Raw genomic sequence first — 17,528 nt, 5'->3', positions numbered from 1 at the left:
AGTAATGTGTGGTTTGCGGGTATGTACGAGTTTGATCTGGTGTTGCTGCTGCTTCAGCAGATGTGCGTATTTTTGGTCATCGCGTGGTTGATGAGCAAAACCCGACTGTTTATCCCTCTGATGCAAGTCACCGTTCGCCTGCCGCACAAGCTGCTGTGCTACGTCACCTTCTCCATTTTCTGCATTATGGGGACCTATTTCGGTCTGCATATCGAAGACTCCATCGCCAACACCCGCGCCATCGGCGCCGTGATGGGCGGCCTGCTCGGCGGCCCGGTGGTCGGCGGGCTGGTGGGGTTGACCGGTGGCCTGCACCGCTACTCGCTGGGGGGAATGACCGCTTTAAGCTGCATGGTCTCCACCATCGTCGAGGGGCTGCTGGGCGGGCTGGTGCACAGCGTGCTGGTCAAACGCGGCCGGCCGGACAAAGTCTTTAGTCCGCTGACCGCCGGGGCGATCACCTTCGTGGCCGAGCTGGTGCAGATGATGATCATTCTGCTGATTGCCCGCCCGTTCCAGGACGCCCTGCATCTGGTGCAGAGCATTGCCGCGCCGATGATGGTCACCAATACCGTCGGTGCGGCGCTGTTTATGCGCATTCTGCTGGATAAACGGGCGATGTTCGAGAAATACACCTCCGCCTTTTCCGCCACGGCGCTGAAGGTGGCGGCGTCGACCGAGGGGATACTGCGTCAGGGATTCAACGAAGAGAACAGTATGAAGGTGGCCCTGGTGCTGATCCAGGAGCTGGATATCGGTGCGGTGGCGATCACCGATCGCGACAAGCTGCTGGCGTTTACCGGCATCGGCGACGACCACCATCTGCCGGGCAAGCCTATCTCCTCCTCGTATACGCAACGGGCGATTGAGACCGGGGAGGTGGTCTACGCCGACGGCAACGAGGTGCCTTACCGCTGCTCGATTCATCCGCACTGTAAGCTGGGGTCGACGCTGGTGATCCCCCTGCGCGGTGAGAACCAGCGGGTGATAGGCACCATTAAACTGTATGAGGCGAAAAATCGCCTGTTCAGTTCGATCAACCGCACCCTCGGGGAGGGGATTGCCCAGCTGCTGTCGGCGCAGATCCTCGCCGGGCAGTACGAGCGGCAGAAGGCGCTGCTGACGCAATCTGAAATCAAGCTCCTGCACGCTCAGGTCAACCCGCACTTCCTGTTTAACGCGCTTAACACGCTGAAGGCGGTGATCCGCCGCGACAGCGATCAGGCCGGCCAGCTGGTGCAGTATCTGTCGACCTTCTTTCGTAAGAACCTGAAACGGCCAACGGAAATTGTCACTCTTGCCGATGAGATCGAGCACGTTAACGCTTATTTGCAGATTGAGAAGGCTCGCTTCCAGGCTAACCTGCAGATCCAGATGGCGGTGCCCGAGGGGCTGGCGCATCACCAGCTGCCCGCTTTCACACTGCAGCCGATCGTGGAGAACGCGATTAAGCATGGCACATCGCAACATCTTGGCGTCGGCGAAATTACCATTCGCGCCAGCCAGGACGATCGCTGGCTGCAGCTGGATATCGAAGATAACGCCGGACTGTACCGGGCCAACCCCCAGGCCAGCGGGCTGGGGATGAATCTGGTGGACAGGCGTCTGCGGGCGCGTTTTGGCGCCGACTGCGGCATCAGCGTCACCTGTGAACCGGAACGCTTTACCCGTGTCACCCTACGTTTGCCCCTGGAGGAGAATGCATGCTGAGAGTATTGATCGTCGATGATGAGCCGCTGGCGCGGGAAAATCTGCGCATTTTGCTGGAGACTCAGCGCGATATCGAGATCGTCGGCGAGTGCGGCAACGCGGTGGAGGCGATTGGCGCAGTACATAAGCTGCGCCCTGACGTGCTGTTTCTCGACATCCAGATGCCGCGCATCAGCGGCCTGGAGATGGTCGGGATGCTCGACCCGGAGCATCGTCCCTATATCGTGTTTCTCACCGCCTTTGATGAATACGCGGTGAAAGCCTTTGAGGAGCACGCTTTTGACTATCTGCTCAAGCCGATTGAGGCCGCGCGGCTGGAGAAAACCCTGGCTCGCCTGCGTCAGGAGCGCAGCCTGCAGGACGTGTCGCTGCTGGATGATGCCCGGCAGACGCTGAAATACATTCCCTGTACCGGCCACAGCCGTATCTGGCTGCTGCAGATGGAGGATGTGGCCTTCGTCAGCAGCCGGATGAGCGGCATCTACGTGACCGATCGCGAAGGAAAAGAGGGCTTTACCGAGCTGACCTTGCGCACCCTCGAGAGCCGCACGCCGCTGCTGCGCTGCCATCGCCAGTATCTGGTGAATATGGCACACCTGAAGGAGATTCGTCTGGAAGAGAACGGCCAGGCGGAGCTGCTGATGCGCGCCGGGCAAACGGTGCCGGTGAGCCGGCGCTATTTAAAAAGCCTGAAAGAAGCGATTGGCCTGTAAAACTGCTACACTGCGCCCCATTGCAACATCGACAGTAAAAGGCACTCATGCTCAGTAATGATATTCTTCGTAGCCTGCGCTACACCCTGAAAGCCAATAATAACGATATGGTGCGTATTCTTGCGCTTTGCGATATGGAATCCACCGCCGCCAGCTTCGATACCTGGATGACGAAAGAGGATGAAGAGGGCTTTGTCCGCTGCCCGGATATTATCCTGTCGGGTTTCCTCAACGGCCTTATCTATGACAAGCGCGGCAAAGATGATTCGGCGCCGGAGCTGGCGCTGGAGCGTCGGGTGAATAACAACACGGTGCTGAAAAAGCTGCGGATCGCCTTCTCGCTGAAAACGGACGATATCCAGGCGATCATGAGCGAGCAGAAATATCGCGTGTCGGTGCCGGAAATCACCGCCATGATGCGCGCCCCGGAGCATAAAAACTACCGCGAGTGCGGGGATCAGTTTATGCGCAACTTCCTGCGCGGGTTGACCCACCGGGTGCATCACCCGAAGGCGTGATATTTAGCCGGGTGGTGGCTTCGTCTTACCCGGCCTACAAAACCCGTAGGCCCGTGCAAACGTAGCGCCGCCGGGCAAAAAAAAGCCGGAGATACTCTCCGGCTTTTTTGTTATTTCACCTGCTGACCCGGCTTCGCGCCGTCGTCAGGGCTTAACAGGAAGATATCCTTCCCGCCAGGGCCGGCGGCCATCACCATGCCCTCGGAGATGCCGAAGCGCATTTTGCGCGGCGCCAGGTTGGCGACCATCACCGTCAGGCGACCAATCAGCGGCTGCGGATCCGGGTAAGCGGAACGGATGCCGGAGAAGACGTTACGTTTCTCGCCGCCGAGATCCAGCGTCAGGCGCAGCAGCTTGTCGGAGCCCTCGACGAATTCCGCGTTTTCAATCAGCGCCACGCGCAGATCGACTTTGGCGAAATCGTCAAAGCTGATGGTCTCCTGAATCGGATCGTCCGCCAGCGGGCCGCTGACCGGCGCCGCAGTGGCTTTCACCTCTTCTTTAGAGGCTTCCACCAGGGCTTCCACCTGTTTCATCTCGATGCGGTTGTACAGCGCCTTGAACGGATTCACCTTATGCGCCAGCAGCGGCTGCTGAATGGCATCCCAGCTCAGTTCGCTGTTGAGGAATGCCTCCGCACGTGCGGCCAGCTGCGGCAGCACCGGCTTCAGCCAGGTCATCAGCACGCGGAACATGTTCAGGCCCATGGTGCAGATGGCCTGCAGGTCGGCGTCGCGGCCTTCCTGTTTCGCCACCACCCACGGCGCCTGCTCGTCGACGTAGCGGTTAGCCACGTCGGCGAGGGCCATGATTTCGCGGATGGCCTTACCGAACTCGCGGCTGTCCCATGCTTCGCCGATGCTTTCTGCCGCGTCGGTGAAGGTTTTGTACAGCGCCGGGTCGGCCAGCTCAGCGGCCAGCACGCCGTCGAAACGCTTGCTGATAAAGCCGGCGTTGCGCGAGGCGAGGTTAACCACCTTGTTGACGATGTCGGCGTTAACGCGCTGGATAAAGTCTTCCAGGTTCAGGTCGATGTCATCGATGCGCGAAGAGAGCTTGGCGGTGTAGTAGTAGCGCAGGCTGTCGGCATCGAAATGGTTCAGCCAGGTGCTGGCCTTAATAAAGGTCCCGCGCGACTTGGACATCTTCGCGCCGTTAACCGTCACGTAGCCGTGCACGAACAGGTTGGTCGGTTTACGGAAGTTGCTGCCTTCCAGCATCGCCGGCCAGAACAGGCTGTGGAAGTAGACAATGTCCTTGCCGATAAAGTGATACAGCTCGGCCGTGGAGTCTTTCTTCCAGTATTCGTCGAAGCTGGTGGTGTCGCCACGCTTGTCGCACAGGTTCTTGAAGGAGCCCATGTAGCCGATCGGCGCGTCCAGCCAGACGTAGAAATATTTGCCCGGCGCGTTGGGAATTTCGAAGCCGAAGTACGGCGCATCGCGGGAGATGTCCCACTGCTGCAGGCCGGATTCGAACCACTCCTGCATCTTGTTCGCTACCTGCTCCTGCAGCGCGCCGCTGCGGGTCCACGCCTGCAGCATTTCGCTGAACGACGGCAGGTCGAAGAAGAAGTGCTCGGAGTCACGCATTACCGGCGTGGCGCCGGAGACCACCGATTTCGGGTCAATAAGTTCGGTGGGGCTGTAGGTCGCGCCGCACACTTCGCAGTTATCGCCATACTGGTCCGGAGATTTGCACTTCGGACAGGTGCCTTTCACAAAACGGTCCGGCAGGAACATGCCTTTTTCCGGATCGTAGAGCTGAGAGATGGTGCGGTTTTTAATAAAACCATTCTCTTTCAGACGGGTGTAGATAAGCTCCGACAGCTCGCGGTTCTCGTCGCTGTGCGTCGAGTGATAGTTATCATAGCTGATGTCGAAGCCGGCAAAATCGGTCTGATGCTCCTGACTCATTTCGCCAATCATCTGCTCCGGAGTGATACCGAGCTGCTGCGCTTTGAGCATGATCGGCGTGCCGTGGGCGTCGTCGGCGCAGATGAAGTTGACCTCGTGGCCGCGCATTCGCTGGTAACGGACCCAGACATCAGCCTGGATGTGCTCCAGCATGTGGCCGAGGTGGATGGAGCCGTTGGCGTACGGCAGGGCGCACGTTACCAGAATTTTCTTCGCGACTTGAGTCATAGTGAGCATTACATCTTCTGTTGTAAAAAGGGCTTCCGATATTACCAAAAGGGCTGTGGGTGCGCCATAAATGGCTGCCCATATATGGATAATCGTTAGCTGTGATAAACTCTGTGATTACTGAAAGCATCTCAAAACAACAAAGGAGTCGGGATGAATTCGCAATCCCAGGCCAAATCCCCTGAGCGCCTACGTGCGATGGTCGCCGGGACGCTGGCCAATTTCCAGCACCCAACCCTGAAGCATAATCTCACCGCCCTCAAGGCGCTGCACCATGTCGCCTGGCTGGACGATACCGTTCATATTGAGCTGCAGATGCCGTTCGTCTGGAGCAGCGCCTTCGAAGTGCTGAAAGAGCAGTGCAGCGCCGAGCTGCTGCGCATCACCGGCGCGAAGGCCATCGACTGGAAGCTGACCCACAGCATCGCGACCCTCAAGCGCGTGAAAAACCAGCCCGGAGTCAACGGCGTGAAGAACATTATCGCCATCAGCTCCGGCAAAGGCGGCGTTGGTAAATCTTCTACTGCCGTAAACCTGGCGCTGGCCCTGGCGGCGGAAGGGGCGAAGGTGGGCATTCTGGATGCCGATATCTACGGTCCGTCGATTCCGACCATGCTGGGCGCCGAAGACAGTCGCCCGACTTCGCCGGACGGCACCCATATGGCGCCGATCATCAAGTATGGCCTGGCCACCAACTCTATCGGCTACCTGGTGACCGACGACAACGCTATGGTCTGGCGTGGTCCGATGGCCAGCAAGGCGCTGATGCAGATGCTGCAGGAGACCCTGTGGCCGGATCTCGACTACCTGGTGCTGGATATGCCGCCGGGCACCGGCGACATCCAGCTGACCCTGGCGCAGAACATTCCGGTGACCGGCGCGGTGGTGGTCACCACGCCGCAGGACATCGCGCTGATCGACGCCAAAAAAGGCATCGTGATGTTTGAGAAAGTGGAAGTGCCGGTGCTGGGGATCGTGGAAAACATGAGCATGCATATCTGCAGCAACTGCGGGCACCACGAGCCTATCTTCGGCACCGGCGGCGCGCAAAAACTGGCCGAGAAATATCACACCCAGCTGCTGGGCCAGCTGCCGCTGCATATTACGCTGCGGGAAGATCTGGATAACGGCACGCCGACGGTGGTGGCGCGTCCGGACAGCGAATTTACCGACATCTACCGCCAGCTGGCGGGCCGGGTGGCGGCCCAGATGTACTGGCAGGGAGAAGTGATCCCGGGTGAGATTGCCTTCCGCGCCGTTTAAGGCCGCGGCGAGCGCATCAGCCAGTATCTGCCCTCGGGCGACGCGCCCTGTGCTTCGATGGTCCAGCCATGACGCTGGTAGAAGCGCAGGGCGTTTTTATTTTCCATCAGGCACTTCAGCGTTCCGCTGGCGGTAAAGGTCCGTTCGACCTGCGCCAGCAGCGCGCTGCCGATATGTTTGCCCTGCCAGTCGGGGTCGACAAACAGATGGTGAAGGAAATTATCGGCGGTCCATACGGCGGCAAAGCCCACCGGCTGGCCGTCGCATTCCGCGACCCACAGCTGTTCATCCGCGGTGGCGGCATCGAAATCCTCCAGCCGCCACGCCGCGGAGGGAAGCCAGGTCCACGATAAACTGCGCGCCCGCAGGAAGATCTGGCGCAGCGCCGGAGAGTCCGCTGGCTCGCCGGGGCGGACGTGGAGGTTGCGCGGTTCAGCGATGATAGAAGATCTCGCCATCGTACACTTTGAGGATTTTGCCTTCGGTATCGGTGATCAGCACGTAGTTACCGCCCATGTAGGTCCAGTGGCTACCGGCGTCCGGTGCAGGCAGGTTACGCTGCTGCCACTGTTTGATGTTGTATTCCGGGGTGAGGTACATCGCCGGAACGGTGTCGCCGATGTGAAACTGGGTGAAATCGGCAGTGAACTCTTTCAGCGCATACTGATCGATCCCCGCGGCAGTAGCCGTCCAGCTGGCGCCAGCGGTGGCAAGAAGTACGCCCAGAAGCATCATTTTTGTTTTACGCATAATTTCCTCAATATTACCTGGACTCAAATTAGCAGCCTCGTATCATTCCTGATGCGTTGCTGAAATGGCAAGCACTGGATTTTTAAAAAGTGTAAGCAAAACACGGCACAAGTCTTGTGCCGCTTGCGTTGCAGCGACGGTGATGCGTATTTTGGGAGCAATCTGAAGCAGGGGAGAATCGGCATGTTCAGGCTGGAAGATCTGACCTTATTTGTCCGCGCCGCGGCACTGGGCAGTTTTAGCGATGCGGCGCGCGAATCCGGGCAGCAGCCGGCGCAGGTCAGCGCGGCGATTAAGCGTCTGGAGACGATCCTCAATATTCGCCTGTTTGCCCGTTCGACCCGCAGCCTGCGCCTGACGCCGGAGGGGGAGACCTGGCTGCCCTACGCCACCCAGATGCTCGATACCCTCGAGGCCGGTCTGCAGAAGATCCAGACCCCGGATGATGAAATTCGCGGCATGTTGCAGATTGCCGTGCCGTCGGACCTCGGGCGTAACCTGCTCCTGACCCTGTTCCGCGATTTCCGCCAACGCCACCCGGCGCTGCGTCTGCGGTTGCTCTTTTCCGACCAGCTGACCGACGTGTTTAAAGATCCGGTGGATGTCGCGTTTCGCTATGGCAATAACGACGATGCCTCGTTTATCTCGCTGCCGGTGGCGCCGGAAAATCGTCGGGTGCTGGTGGCCTCGCCTGAGTGGATCGCCCGCCACGGCGAGCCGCAGACCCTCGAGGAGCTCAGCCAGCACAATGCGTTGATCTACATTTTGCGCGGCCGTCCGTTCGACCGCTGGTCGCTGAGCCTCGACGGCGTGGTTCAGCAGCAGAAGGTCTCCGGCACGGTGATGAGCGATGACGCCGAGGTGATCCGTCGGCTGGCGGTGGCCGGGGAGGGCATTGCCTATAAATCGATGCTCGATGTCAGCGACGATCTGCGGGCGGGGCGCCTGCGGCGCCTGCTGCCGCGTTATCAGGGGGATGTGGTGCCGTTGAATCTGATTTGTCCGCACCGCAAACAGCTCTCTGCCGCGGTGCGTTTGTTATATGAAGAGGTGAAATCACATTGTGAAGGGCTTAATGCCTGACTAAGGTCGCGAAGTAATACACCAGCGGGACAGCCAGCACCCACAGGCCAATCGGGATTTCCCGCCACTTACCGGCGATGGCCTTGATCACAATGTAAAACAGCAGCCCGCCGGCAATCCCGGTGCCAAAGCTGTTGGCGATAAGCGTAATCATCACCATCATCAGCACCGGCAGCCCGTCGGTGAAGTTGCCAAGATCCACTTTGCGCAGGCCGCTGAACATGTTCAGGCCAATCAGGATCAGCGCCGGGGCGGTGGCTTCTTTCGGGATCATCAACGCCACCGGCGTGAACAGCAGCATCAGCAGGAACATTACCGCCGCCGACAGCGCGGTGAGGCCGGTTTTGCCGCCGGCTTCCGCTGCCGCCGAAGACTCAATCAGCGCCGTCGCCGCCGGAATGCCCACCCACGGGCCGAGCGCGGCGGCAATCGAATCGACCATAAACGGGCGATTAATCTGCGGCATGTTGCCTTCTTCATCCAGCAGACCCGCCTCGCCGCCCACCGCCAGCGTCGTCCCCATGGTGGAGAAAAACTCAGAGGCGAAAAAGACGAACAGGAACGGCAGGAAGGCGATGTTTAACGCCCCCAGCAGGTCAACCTGCCCCAGCACCGGGGTTAGCGAATGGGGAACGTCGATAAAACTTGTCGGCAGATGGGTGACGCCGAAGGGGATGCCCACCAGCGTGGCGCACAGAATGGCCCACAAAATCGCGCCCGGAACCTTACGCGCCTGCAGGGCTATCGCCAGGAACAGGCCGCACAGCGCCACCAGCGCGCCGGGGGCGAGAAAGTCGCCGAGCATCAGCGCGTTGGTTTTAGCATTGGCCAGCAACAGCCCGGCATTGCGAAAGCCGAGCACGGCGACAAACAGGCCGATGGAGGCGGTGAGCCCCAGCTTGATCGACTGCGGCACCGAGCGGGTGACCACTTCGCGCAGGCCAAAGCGGGTCAGCAGAAAGAAGAGGATCCCCGACCAGCAGGCAATCCCGAGGCCAGTCTGCCAGCCAATCCCTTCGCTACCGGCCAGCGTCACTCCCACCAGCACCGAGCCGCCAATCCCCGGGCCGACGATAAACGGCAGGTTGGCATAAAACGCCATCAGCAGAGAGCCGACGACGAAGACCAGAATGGTGCCGGTGGTGGCGGCGCCTTTGTCCATCCCGCCGATCGCCAGCAGCCCCGGGATGACCACCAGTAAATAGGCGGCGGCGAGAAAACCGGTGATCCCGGCCAGGCATTCGGTGCGTAGCGTACCGCCGCGCGAGCGCAGCGCAAAGCGGCGCTCCAGCCAGTTAGCGCGGTCGGATGAGTGAAGTGTGTTATCGGCCATGCTCAGGCTCCCTGAGGATTATTGTTGTGATCGGTTGGCTCCGGGGTCTCCCGGCAGGCTATCAACGGGTCGACTATCTGACGGCTGCCGCCGTCGGTCAGACCCAAATCGGTTAAATGCGGCCCGGCGTTACAGGCAAGGCAGGTTCCTTCAATGGCCTTGAACACCCGGTACGGCGGTTCCCAGTCGGCGACTTGGCTGCTCAGATCGCGCAGCTCGCGGAACTGACGCGCCAGCTCGGCGGCCGGGAGATCCGACAGCATGCCGGCAATCGGCATCGCCACATGGGCAAGGATCTCGCCCTGTTGCGCCAGCGCCATCCCGCCGCCGGAGGCGATAAGCTGGTTGGCCGCCAGCGCCATATCATCAGCGTCGCGCCCGAGCACCACCAGATTGTGCGAGTCGTGGGAGTAGCTGGTGGCGATGGCGCCGCGCAGCTCACCCCAGCCTTCGAGCAGGGCGATTTGCGGTGTCGCCTGGTGGCGACCGTGGCGGTGCTTAACCCAGATCAGACTGAAGCCGGCGGGCAGCTGGACTTTCCCGTCACGAACCTGCACCTCCACTTCGCCCCACTGGGTGAAGCGCGCGCCGCGGATATGACGCAGGCGGGCGACGCCGTGACGAATGTCCTGGACGCGCAGAATAAAGTCATCGGCGCGGAGGGGGGCGATCTGCAAAGTATCGCGCGGCGGCGTCACGCCCGGCGCGGGGGCGATCGGCTTCAGCAGGCGGCCAGCATGGGCCAGCCGTTCCCCCCCTACGTAGACTTCACGGGCCACCAGTTTCTCCAGGGAATCAAACACCACCAGATCCGCGCGCCGCCCGGCGGCAATCAGCCCGAGATCGTGGCGCTGCAGGCGAATAGCGGCGTTGAGGGTGGCGAATCGCAGCGCATCGACCGCCGGTAAACCGTGCTCGATCAGCAGGTTAAGCAGGGCGATGATCCCGCCTTTCTCCAGCAGCATATCCGGCGGTACGTCATCGGTGCAGACGGTGATTTGCGAGGAGAGGTGCGGCAGCGTTGTTAACGCCGCGACGATATCCGGCAGCAGATAGGGGTGCGAACCGCGGATCTCGATCGTCAGACCGGCGCGCAGTTTTTCCAGCGCGTCGTCCGCTGAGGTCAGTTCATGATCGGAGGTGACGCCGGCGGCGAGGTAGGCCTGCAGGTCAGCGCCGCTCAGGCCGCGGGCGTGGCCTTCAATCAGTTTGCCGCTGTTGAGACCGGCCTGGACAATCTCCTGCATCCGTTCGCTACCGTGCAGCACGCCGTGCATATCCATCACTTCCGCAACACCGCGCACTTCCGGCCAGCCGAGCATGGTCTCCATCTCCGCGCCGGCGAAATCGGCGCCGGACATTTCGAGGCCTGGCGTGGAGGGGACGCTGGACGGCGCGGCGACCATCACCTGCAGCGGCAGATGGCGGCTGGCGTCAACCGCGTAGCGCACGCCATCGACGCCGAGGACGTTGGCCAGCTCATGCGGATCCCAGAACACCGCGGTGGTGCCCTGGGTGAGGACGATTTCCGCGTAGCGCTCCGGCGGCAGGTGCGAGCTTTCGAGGTGTACGTGGGTGTCCATCAGGCCGGGGGACAGGTAGCCACCGGCAAGGGAACGCACTTCATGGGCGTCGGCGCGGCTGCCGCGCGGGTGGACGCTGGCGATCATTTCGCCGACGATACCGACGTCAGCGGGGCGAATTTCGCCCGTGGCCATATCGACGATCTGCGCATCGACCAGCAGCAGATCAAACGGGGATTCGCCGCGCGCGGCCTGCACGGCGCGACGACGGACTTGAGCATTGCTGGACATAACCACTCCGGCACAAGGATAATGCGGATACTCTATGGGCACAGCAAACGTTTGCCCAGATGAATAAATTTATCACCCGATAAGCTCGGGTTATTGTGCAGGACCACCGTAGCGAACCCGATAATGAACGAACCCTGGCAGCGGCTGCCCGCGCTCTCTCTTAAACAGCTTCAGTATTTCGTCACTCTGGCCCAGCTGCGCCATTTTACCGATACCGCCAGTCGGCTGGCGATTAGCCAGCCGGCGTTGAGCAGCGCGCTGCGGCAGATTGAAACGGTGCTCGGCGGCAAGCTGGTCAACCGTACCGCTTCGGCGGTCACCCTGACTGAACTGGGGGCGGCGATTTTACCCCACGCCCAGCGGATCCTCAGCGTGGCGCAGGCGGCCTTTTTCGATATGCAGCAGATCGTCGAGGCGGGCGGCGACGGGACAGTGCGCATCGGTCTGGTGCCGTCGGTCAGTTCGCTGCTGTTTCCGCTGCTGCCGCAGACCCTGGCCCAGGCCTTTCCGCGTCTGCGCATTGAATTTCACGATCAGACCAACGATGCGCTTATCCAGGCGCTGCAGCGCGGCGAGATTGATTTCGGCATCGGGGCGATCGACAGTTCTGTGCCTGGTGAACTGCTGGTCTATGCGCTACGCGAAGATCCCTTCGTGGCGGTGCTGCACCGCGACGATCCGCTGGCCGCGCAGGCGCACTTGCCGTGGAAACAGCTGGTGGGGCGGGACATTGCCGTGTTCTCGAAAGGTAATATTCAGCGGCTGGTGGCGGCATTAGTGGAGAGCCATCGCCTGACGCTGACCACCCGCTATCAGGTGGACTATATCGAAACCCTGTATGGACTGGTGCGCTCGCGCTTAGCGGTGGCCATTCTGCCGGCGCTGTACACTACCCATTTGCAGGACCCGGCGCTCAAGATCGCCCACCTGCAGCAGCCGGCGTTGACCCGTACGGTGGCCCTGATGCGCGGCCCGCAGGCGCTGCCGCCGCTTATCGAAGCCTGTTTTTCCCTGCTGCAGGGAGAATTGCGTCGCGCTGATGCCTGTTCCGCGCATTGATTGTCGTGGCGGGGGGATCAAAAAATCCCCCGCGGCCTGACCGGCGACGGGGGATGTCCGCGTTAAACGCTTATGGTGTGACGATATTGAACCAGAAGGCAAACGTGTCCATGTAGCTCAGCATTTCGTCGAGCTTAGCGCCATTGCCGCTAATCTTGACCTCGCCCTGAGCTTCAGCCTGCTTCAGCGTTTCCTGCTTGAGGATTATCTTGTTCAGAGTATCGCGACTGAGTGTGATGCTGGCGTCGGCGTTGTCCGCCACCGCGTTGGCGGTATGGTTAAGCACACCGTTTTCCAGCTCCAGTTTGTACTTGCCGCCGTCTTTACCCAGGTCGATGTTAAAGACCGCTTTAGCCGCCCCGGCTTTTTCGCCGTTGATATGCACCCCAAGGTAATCGAAGAACATTTCTGGCGTCATCGCCCGCACGGTATCCGGGCTGGCGGTGTTCGGCGTCGGCAGTTTCTGCACGCCGTTACGTAGCTCCTGAGCGCCGGTGAGGTAGAAGTTGCGCCAGGTCCCGGCTTCCGCCTGATATCCGAGCTGCTCCAGGGCATCGGCTTCCAGATCACGCGCCTGCTGATTGTGCGGATCGGCGAAGACGATTTTGCTGGTCACCTGGGCCACCCAGCGGTAGTTCCCCTGCTGGTAGTCGGCTTTGGCTTTCTGCATGATGGCATCGGCGCCGCCCATATATTCCACGAACTTCTTCGCCGCCTGCTCTGGCGGCAGTTCGTCGAGGGTGGCCGGGTTGCCATCGAACCAGCCGAGGTAGAAGACGTAGGTCGCTTTTACATCGTGGCTGACGGAACCGTAGTAGCCGCGGCTGGACCACTGTTTCTCCAGCGAATCCGGCAGCTTGAAGTTGGCGGCGATCTCATCGCGGGTCATGCCTAAGTTCGCCATACGCAGGGTCTGATCGTTGATATAGCGATACATATCGCGCTGACCTTTCATCAGTTTAACGATATTGTCGTTCCCCCAGGTCGGCCAGTGGTGCTGAGCGATAATCACTTCCGCTTCGTTGCCCCAGCGGTCGATGGCGGCGTTGATGTATTTCGACCACGCCAGCGGATCGCGGATTTTGGCGCCGCGCAGCGAATAAGTATTGTGCAGGGTATGGGTCACATCCTCTGCCGCCTCGATCATTTTCTTCTCTTTGACATACCACAGCATTTCAGACGGCGCTTCCGAGCCCGGCGCCATCATAAAGTCATAGGTCAGGCCGTCGATCACCTCCTGCTGACCGGTATGGGTAATGTAGTGGGTCGGTGGGATCAGCGTGACGGTACCCGCGGAGGTGGTGGTGCCGAGGCCAGCGCCGACCTGTCCCTTAGCGTCCGGCTTCAGCAGGTTGCCGTACATGTAGCTGGCGCGGCGGCTCATCGCAGTACCGGCCATGATGTTCTCGGAAACCGCTTCCTCCATAAAGCCGGCAGGGGCGTAAATATTCACTTTACCGGCTTTCACGTCAGCTTCATCGACTACGCCACGGATACCGCCGTAGTGGTCCACATGGCTGTGGGTAAACAGCACCGCCACCACCGGTTTTTTCGGCCGGTGGGCAAAATAGAGCGCCAGAGCCTCTTTGGCCGGTTCGGCGCTCAGCAAGGGGTCGATGACTGTAATCCCGGTTTTGCCTTCGATAATGGTCATATTGGAAAGATCGAGATTACGGATCTGGTAAACACCGTCGGTAACTTTGAACAAGCCGCCGATATTGAGTAATTGTGACTGTCGCCACAGGCTGGGATTAACAGTGTCCGGCGCCTTTTCGCCTTCTTTGACGAAATCATATTTGGCGGGATCCCAGATAGTATTTCCCTGTGCGCCTTTGAGCATCGCTGGCGGCAGGGGGGCGATAAAACCCTGATGGGCGTTGTTAAAGTCGGTTTTATCCGCAAACGGCAGTTTGTTGTATAGCGCCTGATTCGCCTCACGTGTGGCCGGTGTGGCATCCTGTTGTGGCGCGGCGGCGAAGGCGGTTATCGACAAAGACGATAACATTCCGGCCAGCGCCAGATTTTTGGCTATCTGATTTAATTTCATGACTACCTCTCAGGTAATTTATTCCGCGGAAATAAAGAAATGTTTTCCGTTTTTAAAAATGAATGACATGCGGTTTATTCTAAAGACAAATATTGTGCTGAATAGTCCCATATGGGACTGACAGGGTGTTGCTTAAGGATCCGCTCGTCTTCGCCGGACGAGGGCTGCTATACTGTTGCTAACGGCGCAGGCGAGGGCAGAGGATGAATTTCCAGGAAATACATAGTTATTATCAAACGTTAGCCATAGCCGACTTTTTTGCCGATATCGTTACGGAAGGTGAAGAGATTATTCTCACCGCTAATAAAAAATGGCGCCCGGAGTCGGGTTATATTTATTTTTGTACCGAGGGTTCGTTATCAATATTAATGCCGGATGATGGCTTGAGTATCGGTAATTCAATTGAGTATATGCCGATTGGCCTGATGGAGCGGTATTGCCCGCTGGCGAAATTTGAATATACAGGCAGTGGCCCGGTGACGCTGCGAAAAATCACTTACGCGGCCTTCGATCGTCTGTTTATTGAAAATCATCCGCAGCGCGTTGAGGCGCTGGCGAAAGTGCTGGTGTTCATGAGTATCTTTACCATCGACCTGCACAATGAACGCCGTCAGGTGACCAGCTATCAGACGATTCGCCCGATGTTATATCGCTATCTTTATCGACAGCACACCCATGAGGGTGAAAATGAGGGACTGGCGTTATTTATCATCAGACGTACCAATCTTTCGCGCACCCATGTGTTTCGCGTGCTGGCGGACTTAAAGGCGGGAGGATACATCACCATGAAACGGGGCAAGCTTATCTCTATCGATCGCCCGCTGCCCGTGGACTATTGAACGACGCTGAGAAGGGTAACAAGGCGGGCTCGCCGCCTTGTTACTCAGGATAGCCGTCAGCAGATCATTACGGCGTCACGATGTTAAACCAGAAGTCAAACTTGTCCATATAGCCCAGCATTTCATCGAGTTTAGCCCCGTTACCGCTGATTTTAACTTCCCCTTTCTCTTCCGCCTGCTTCAGGGTCTCTTCTTTGAGAATGATTTTATTCAGGGTGGCGCGATCCAGCGTCAGGGTGGCATCCGCCTCTTTGGCTTCCGCATTCGCGGTGTGGTTCAGCACGCCGTTTTCCAGTTCCAGCTTATATTTGCCGCCGTCATTGCCCAGATCGATATTGAACACCGACTTCGCATTACCCGCTTTTTCGCCATTGATATGGACCGCCAGGTAATCAAAGAACATTTCCGGGGTCATGGCGCGGACGGTGTCCGGGCTGGCGGTGTTCGGGGTCGGGCCTTTCACCACGCCGTTACGCAGCTCCTGGGCGCCGGTGAGGTAGAAGTTACGCCACGGGCCGGACTCCGCCTGATAGCCTAACTGCTCCAGGGCATCGGCTTCCAGATTACGCGCCTGCTGGTTGTTGGGGTCGGCGAAGACAATTTTGCTGACCACCTGGGCGACCCAGCGGTAGTTACCCTGGTCGTAATCTTCTTTCGCTTTCTTCAGGATCGCATCCGCGCCGCCCATATAATCGACGAATTTCTTCGCCGCTTCTTCCGGCGGCAGTTCGTCGAGGGTGGCCGGGTTGCCGTCGTACCAGCCGAGATACAGCACGTAGGTCGCTTTCACATCGTGGCTGACCGAGCCGTAGTAGCCGCGGTTAGCCCAGGTGTTGGCCAGACTGTCCGGCAGCTTAAAGTTAGCGGCGATTTCATCGCGGGTCAGGCCTTCGTTAGCCATCCGCAGGGTCTGGTCGTTGATGTAACGATACAGATCACGCTGGCTCTTCAGCAGGTTAACCACGTTCTCGTTGCCCCAGGTCGGCCAGTGGTGCTGAGCCATAATGATCTCAGCCTTATCGCCCCAGCGGACGATCGCCTGGTTGATATATTTCGACCACGGTAGCGGTTCACGGACCTTCGCCCCGCGCAGCGAGTAGGTGTTATGCAGGGTATGGGTGACGTCTTCTGCGGATTCGATCAGTTTCTTCTCTTCGATATACCACAGCATTTCTGACGGCGCTTCGGAGCCCGGCGCCAGCATAAAGTCGTAGGTCAGGCCGTCGATAACTTCTTTCTGACCGTCCTTGTCAATAATGTTGGTTGGCGCAATCAGGGTGACGGTACCCGCAGAGGTGGTGGTACCCAGACCGGCGCCCACCTGGCCTTTGGCGTCTGGTTTCAGCAGGTTGCCGTACATATAGCTGGCGCGGCGGCTCATGACGTTCCCGGCCATGATGTTTTCCGCCACTGCGGCTTCCATAAAGCCGGCTGGCGCGTAGATTTTCACTTTGCCGGATTTCACATCCGCCTCATCAACCACCCCGCGCACGCCGCCGTAGTGGTCAACGTGGCTGTGGGTGTAGATCACCGCGACGACCGGTTTTTTACCGCGGTTTTTGTAGTACAGGTCCATGCCCACTTTGGCGGTTTCTGCCGAGACCAGCGGGTCAACGACGGTGATCCCCTCTTTACCCTCAATAATCGTCATATTTGAGAGATCGAGGTTGCGGATCTGGTAGACCCCGTCCGTCACTTCAAACAGGCCGCTGATGTTAATCAACTGCGACTGGCGCCACAGGCTCGGGTTCACTGTCTCCGGCGCTTTTTCCCCTTCTTTGATGAAGGCATACTGGCCCGGATCCCAGATAACATTGCCTTGTTCGCCTTTAATGACTTCCGGCGGCAGGGCGGCAATAAAGCCTTTATGCGCATTGGTGAAATCGGTGTTATCGGAGAAGGGAAGTTGATTGTAGAGGGCATCGTTCGCTTTTTTGGTCGCTTCGGTCGCCTCTTTGGCTGACGTATCCGCCCAGGCGGCGAAAGCGAGACTATTTAATAAACCCGCTAACGCTAACCCTTTCACTATCGGGGTCAATTTCATTGGAATCCTCATTAATTGCATGGTTCGTTCGGTTTTACCGATCTAATGCAGGTGACTGTTTGTTACAGATTTTCTAAATATAACCATGCATTAACATTCATCCAGTTTTGCTTACAAAAAATGCGTGTTTTACTCCTTTTGTAGTACTTACATAAACGGGAAAAGAAATCAGGTTGGCTTGTGTTACACCGCCACATTTCGTACCCTGCTG

General features: G+C 58.9%; 14 protein-coding genes. 7 read left to right on the top strand and 7 right to left on the bottom strand.

Annotated features, from left to right (window positions below; genetic code table 11):
- Positions 1-21: 21 nt before the first annotated feature.
- The 3 genes from CWM54_RS17125 to CWM54_RS17115 are packed head-to-tail and all read left to right on the top strand — an operon-like array spanning position 22 to position 2,941.
- Positions 22-1,710, top strand: a complete 1,689-nt coding sequence (locus CWM54_RS17125) for a sensor histidine kinase (protein ID WP_032740117.1) — start codon at positions 22-24, stop codon at positions 1,708-1,710.
- Positions 1,704-2,423, top strand: a complete 720-nt coding sequence (gene btsR, locus CWM54_RS17120; protein ID WP_061153886.1) for a two-component system response regulator BtsR — start codon at positions 1,704-1,706, stop codon at positions 2,421-2,423. Before CWM54_RS17125 ends, btsR begins: the two co-directional genes overlap by 7 nt.
- A 47-nt stretch (positions 2,424-2,470) precedes the next feature.
- Positions 2,471-2,941 carry a DUF1456 family protein gene (locus CWM54_RS17115; RefSeq protein WP_074388059.1) on the top strand — a complete coding sequence of 157 codons (471 nt, stop codon included), beginning with the start codon at positions 2,471-2,473 and terminating at the stop codon, positions 2,939-2,941.
- A gap of 110 nt (positions 2,942-3,051) precedes the next feature.
- On the opposite strand, the gene metG is transcribed toward CWM54_RS17115, so the two are convergent.
- Positions 3,052-5,085, bottom strand: coding sequence for a methionine--tRNA ligase (metG, locus tag CWM54_RS17110; RefSeq protein WP_100681812.1), 2,034 nt, complete (start codon positions 5,083-5,085; stop codon positions 3,052-3,054).
- A 153-nt stretch (positions 5,086-5,238) separates the two neighbouring features.
- On the opposite strand from metG, the gene apbC reads away from it, so the two are divergent.
- Positions 5,239-6,348, top strand: coding sequence for an iron-sulfur cluster carrier protein ApbC (apbC, locus tag CWM54_RS17105; protein WP_008804054.1), 1,110 nt, complete (start codon positions 5,239-5,241; stop codon positions 6,346-6,348).
- Here apbC and CWM54_RS17100 read toward each other — a convergent pair.
- Positions 6,345-6,806 (bottom strand): GNAT family N-acetyltransferase, encoded by a 462-nt coding sequence (locus CWM54_RS17100; protein WP_100697939.1) that lies wholly within the window; start codon positions 6,804-6,806, stop codon positions 6,345-6,347. The two genes, apbC and CWM54_RS17100, sit on opposite strands and share 4 nt — an antisense overlap.
- Entirely contained in the window at positions 6,781-7,098 is a 318-nt protein-coding gene (locus CWM54_RS17095; protein WP_002912749.1) for an RcnB family protein, read from the bottom strand. The genes CWM54_RS17100 and CWM54_RS17095 overlap by 26 nt, the downstream gene beginning before the upstream one ends.
- A 183-nt stretch (positions 7,099-7,281) precedes the next feature.
- On the opposite strand from CWM54_RS17095, the gene CWM54_RS17090 reads away from it, so the two are divergent.
- Positions 7,282-8,181, top strand: a complete 900-nt coding sequence (locus CWM54_RS17090; protein ID WP_100697937.1) for a LysR family transcriptional regulator — start codon at positions 7,282-7,284, stop codon at positions 8,179-8,181.
- On the opposite strand, the gene CWM54_RS17085 is transcribed toward CWM54_RS17090, so the two are convergent.
- Together CWM54_RS17085 and CWM54_RS17080 are read right to left on the bottom strand one after the other, a co-directional pair.
- Positions 8,171-9,514 (bottom strand): NCS2 family permease, encoded by a 1,344-nt coding sequence (locus CWM54_RS17085; RefSeq protein ID WP_100681765.1) that lies wholly within the window; start codon positions 9,512-9,514, stop codon positions 8,171-8,173. The genes CWM54_RS17090 and CWM54_RS17085 overlap by 11 nt on opposite strands.
- Positions 9,515-9,516: 2 nt before the next feature.
- A complete protein-coding gene (locus tag CWM54_RS17080; protein ID WP_100697935.1) occupies positions 9,517-11,328 on the bottom strand; it encodes an adenine deaminase in 1,812 nt (603 codons plus the stop codon).
- A 120-nt stretch (positions 11,329-11,448) separates the two neighbouring features.
- Between CWM54_RS17080 and CWM54_RS17075 the strand changes: the two genes are divergently transcribed.
- Positions 11,449-12,387 (top strand): LysR family transcriptional regulator, encoded by a 939-nt coding sequence (locus CWM54_RS17075; RefSeq protein ID WP_165785944.1) that lies wholly within the window; start codon positions 11,449-11,451, stop codon positions 12,385-12,387.
- Positions 12,388-12,457: 70 nt separating this feature from the next.
- Here the strand turns inward: CWM54_RS17075 and CWM54_RS17070 are convergent, their stop codons facing one another.
- A complete protein-coding gene (locus CWM54_RS17070; protein WP_100697931.1) occupies positions 12,458-14,434 on the bottom strand; it encodes an alkyl/aryl-sulfatase in 1,977 nt (658 codons plus the stop codon).
- Positions 14,435-14,637: 203 nt separating this feature from the next.
- Here CWM54_RS17070 and CWM54_RS17065 point away from each other — a divergent pair, with 203 nt between their 5' ends.
- Complete coding sequence (locus CWM54_RS17065) at positions 14,638-15,273, top strand: helix-turn-helix domain-containing protein (RefSeq protein WP_100697929.1); 636 nt, start codon at positions 14,638-14,640, stop codon at positions 15,271-15,273.
- Positions 15,274-15,340: 67 nt separating this feature from the next.
- On the opposite strand, the gene CWM54_RS17060 is transcribed toward CWM54_RS17065, so the two are convergent.
- Positions 15,341-17,317, bottom strand: coding sequence for an alkyl/aryl-sulfatase (locus CWM54_RS17060; RefSeq protein WP_100697927.1), 1,977 nt, complete (start codon positions 17,315-17,317; stop codon positions 15,341-15,343).
- Positions 17,318-17,528 lie beyond the last annotated feature (211 nt).

Source organism: Klebsiella sp. D-Nf1 (genome assembly GCF_002810515.1).
Classification (GTDB): Bacteria; Pseudomonadota; Gammaproteobacteria; order Enterobacterales; family Enterobacteriaceae; genus Klebsiella; species Klebsiella variicola.
The sequence above is the reverse complement of the archived record's forward strand: the minus strand, read 5'-3'. Positions and strand labels throughout refer to the sequence as shown.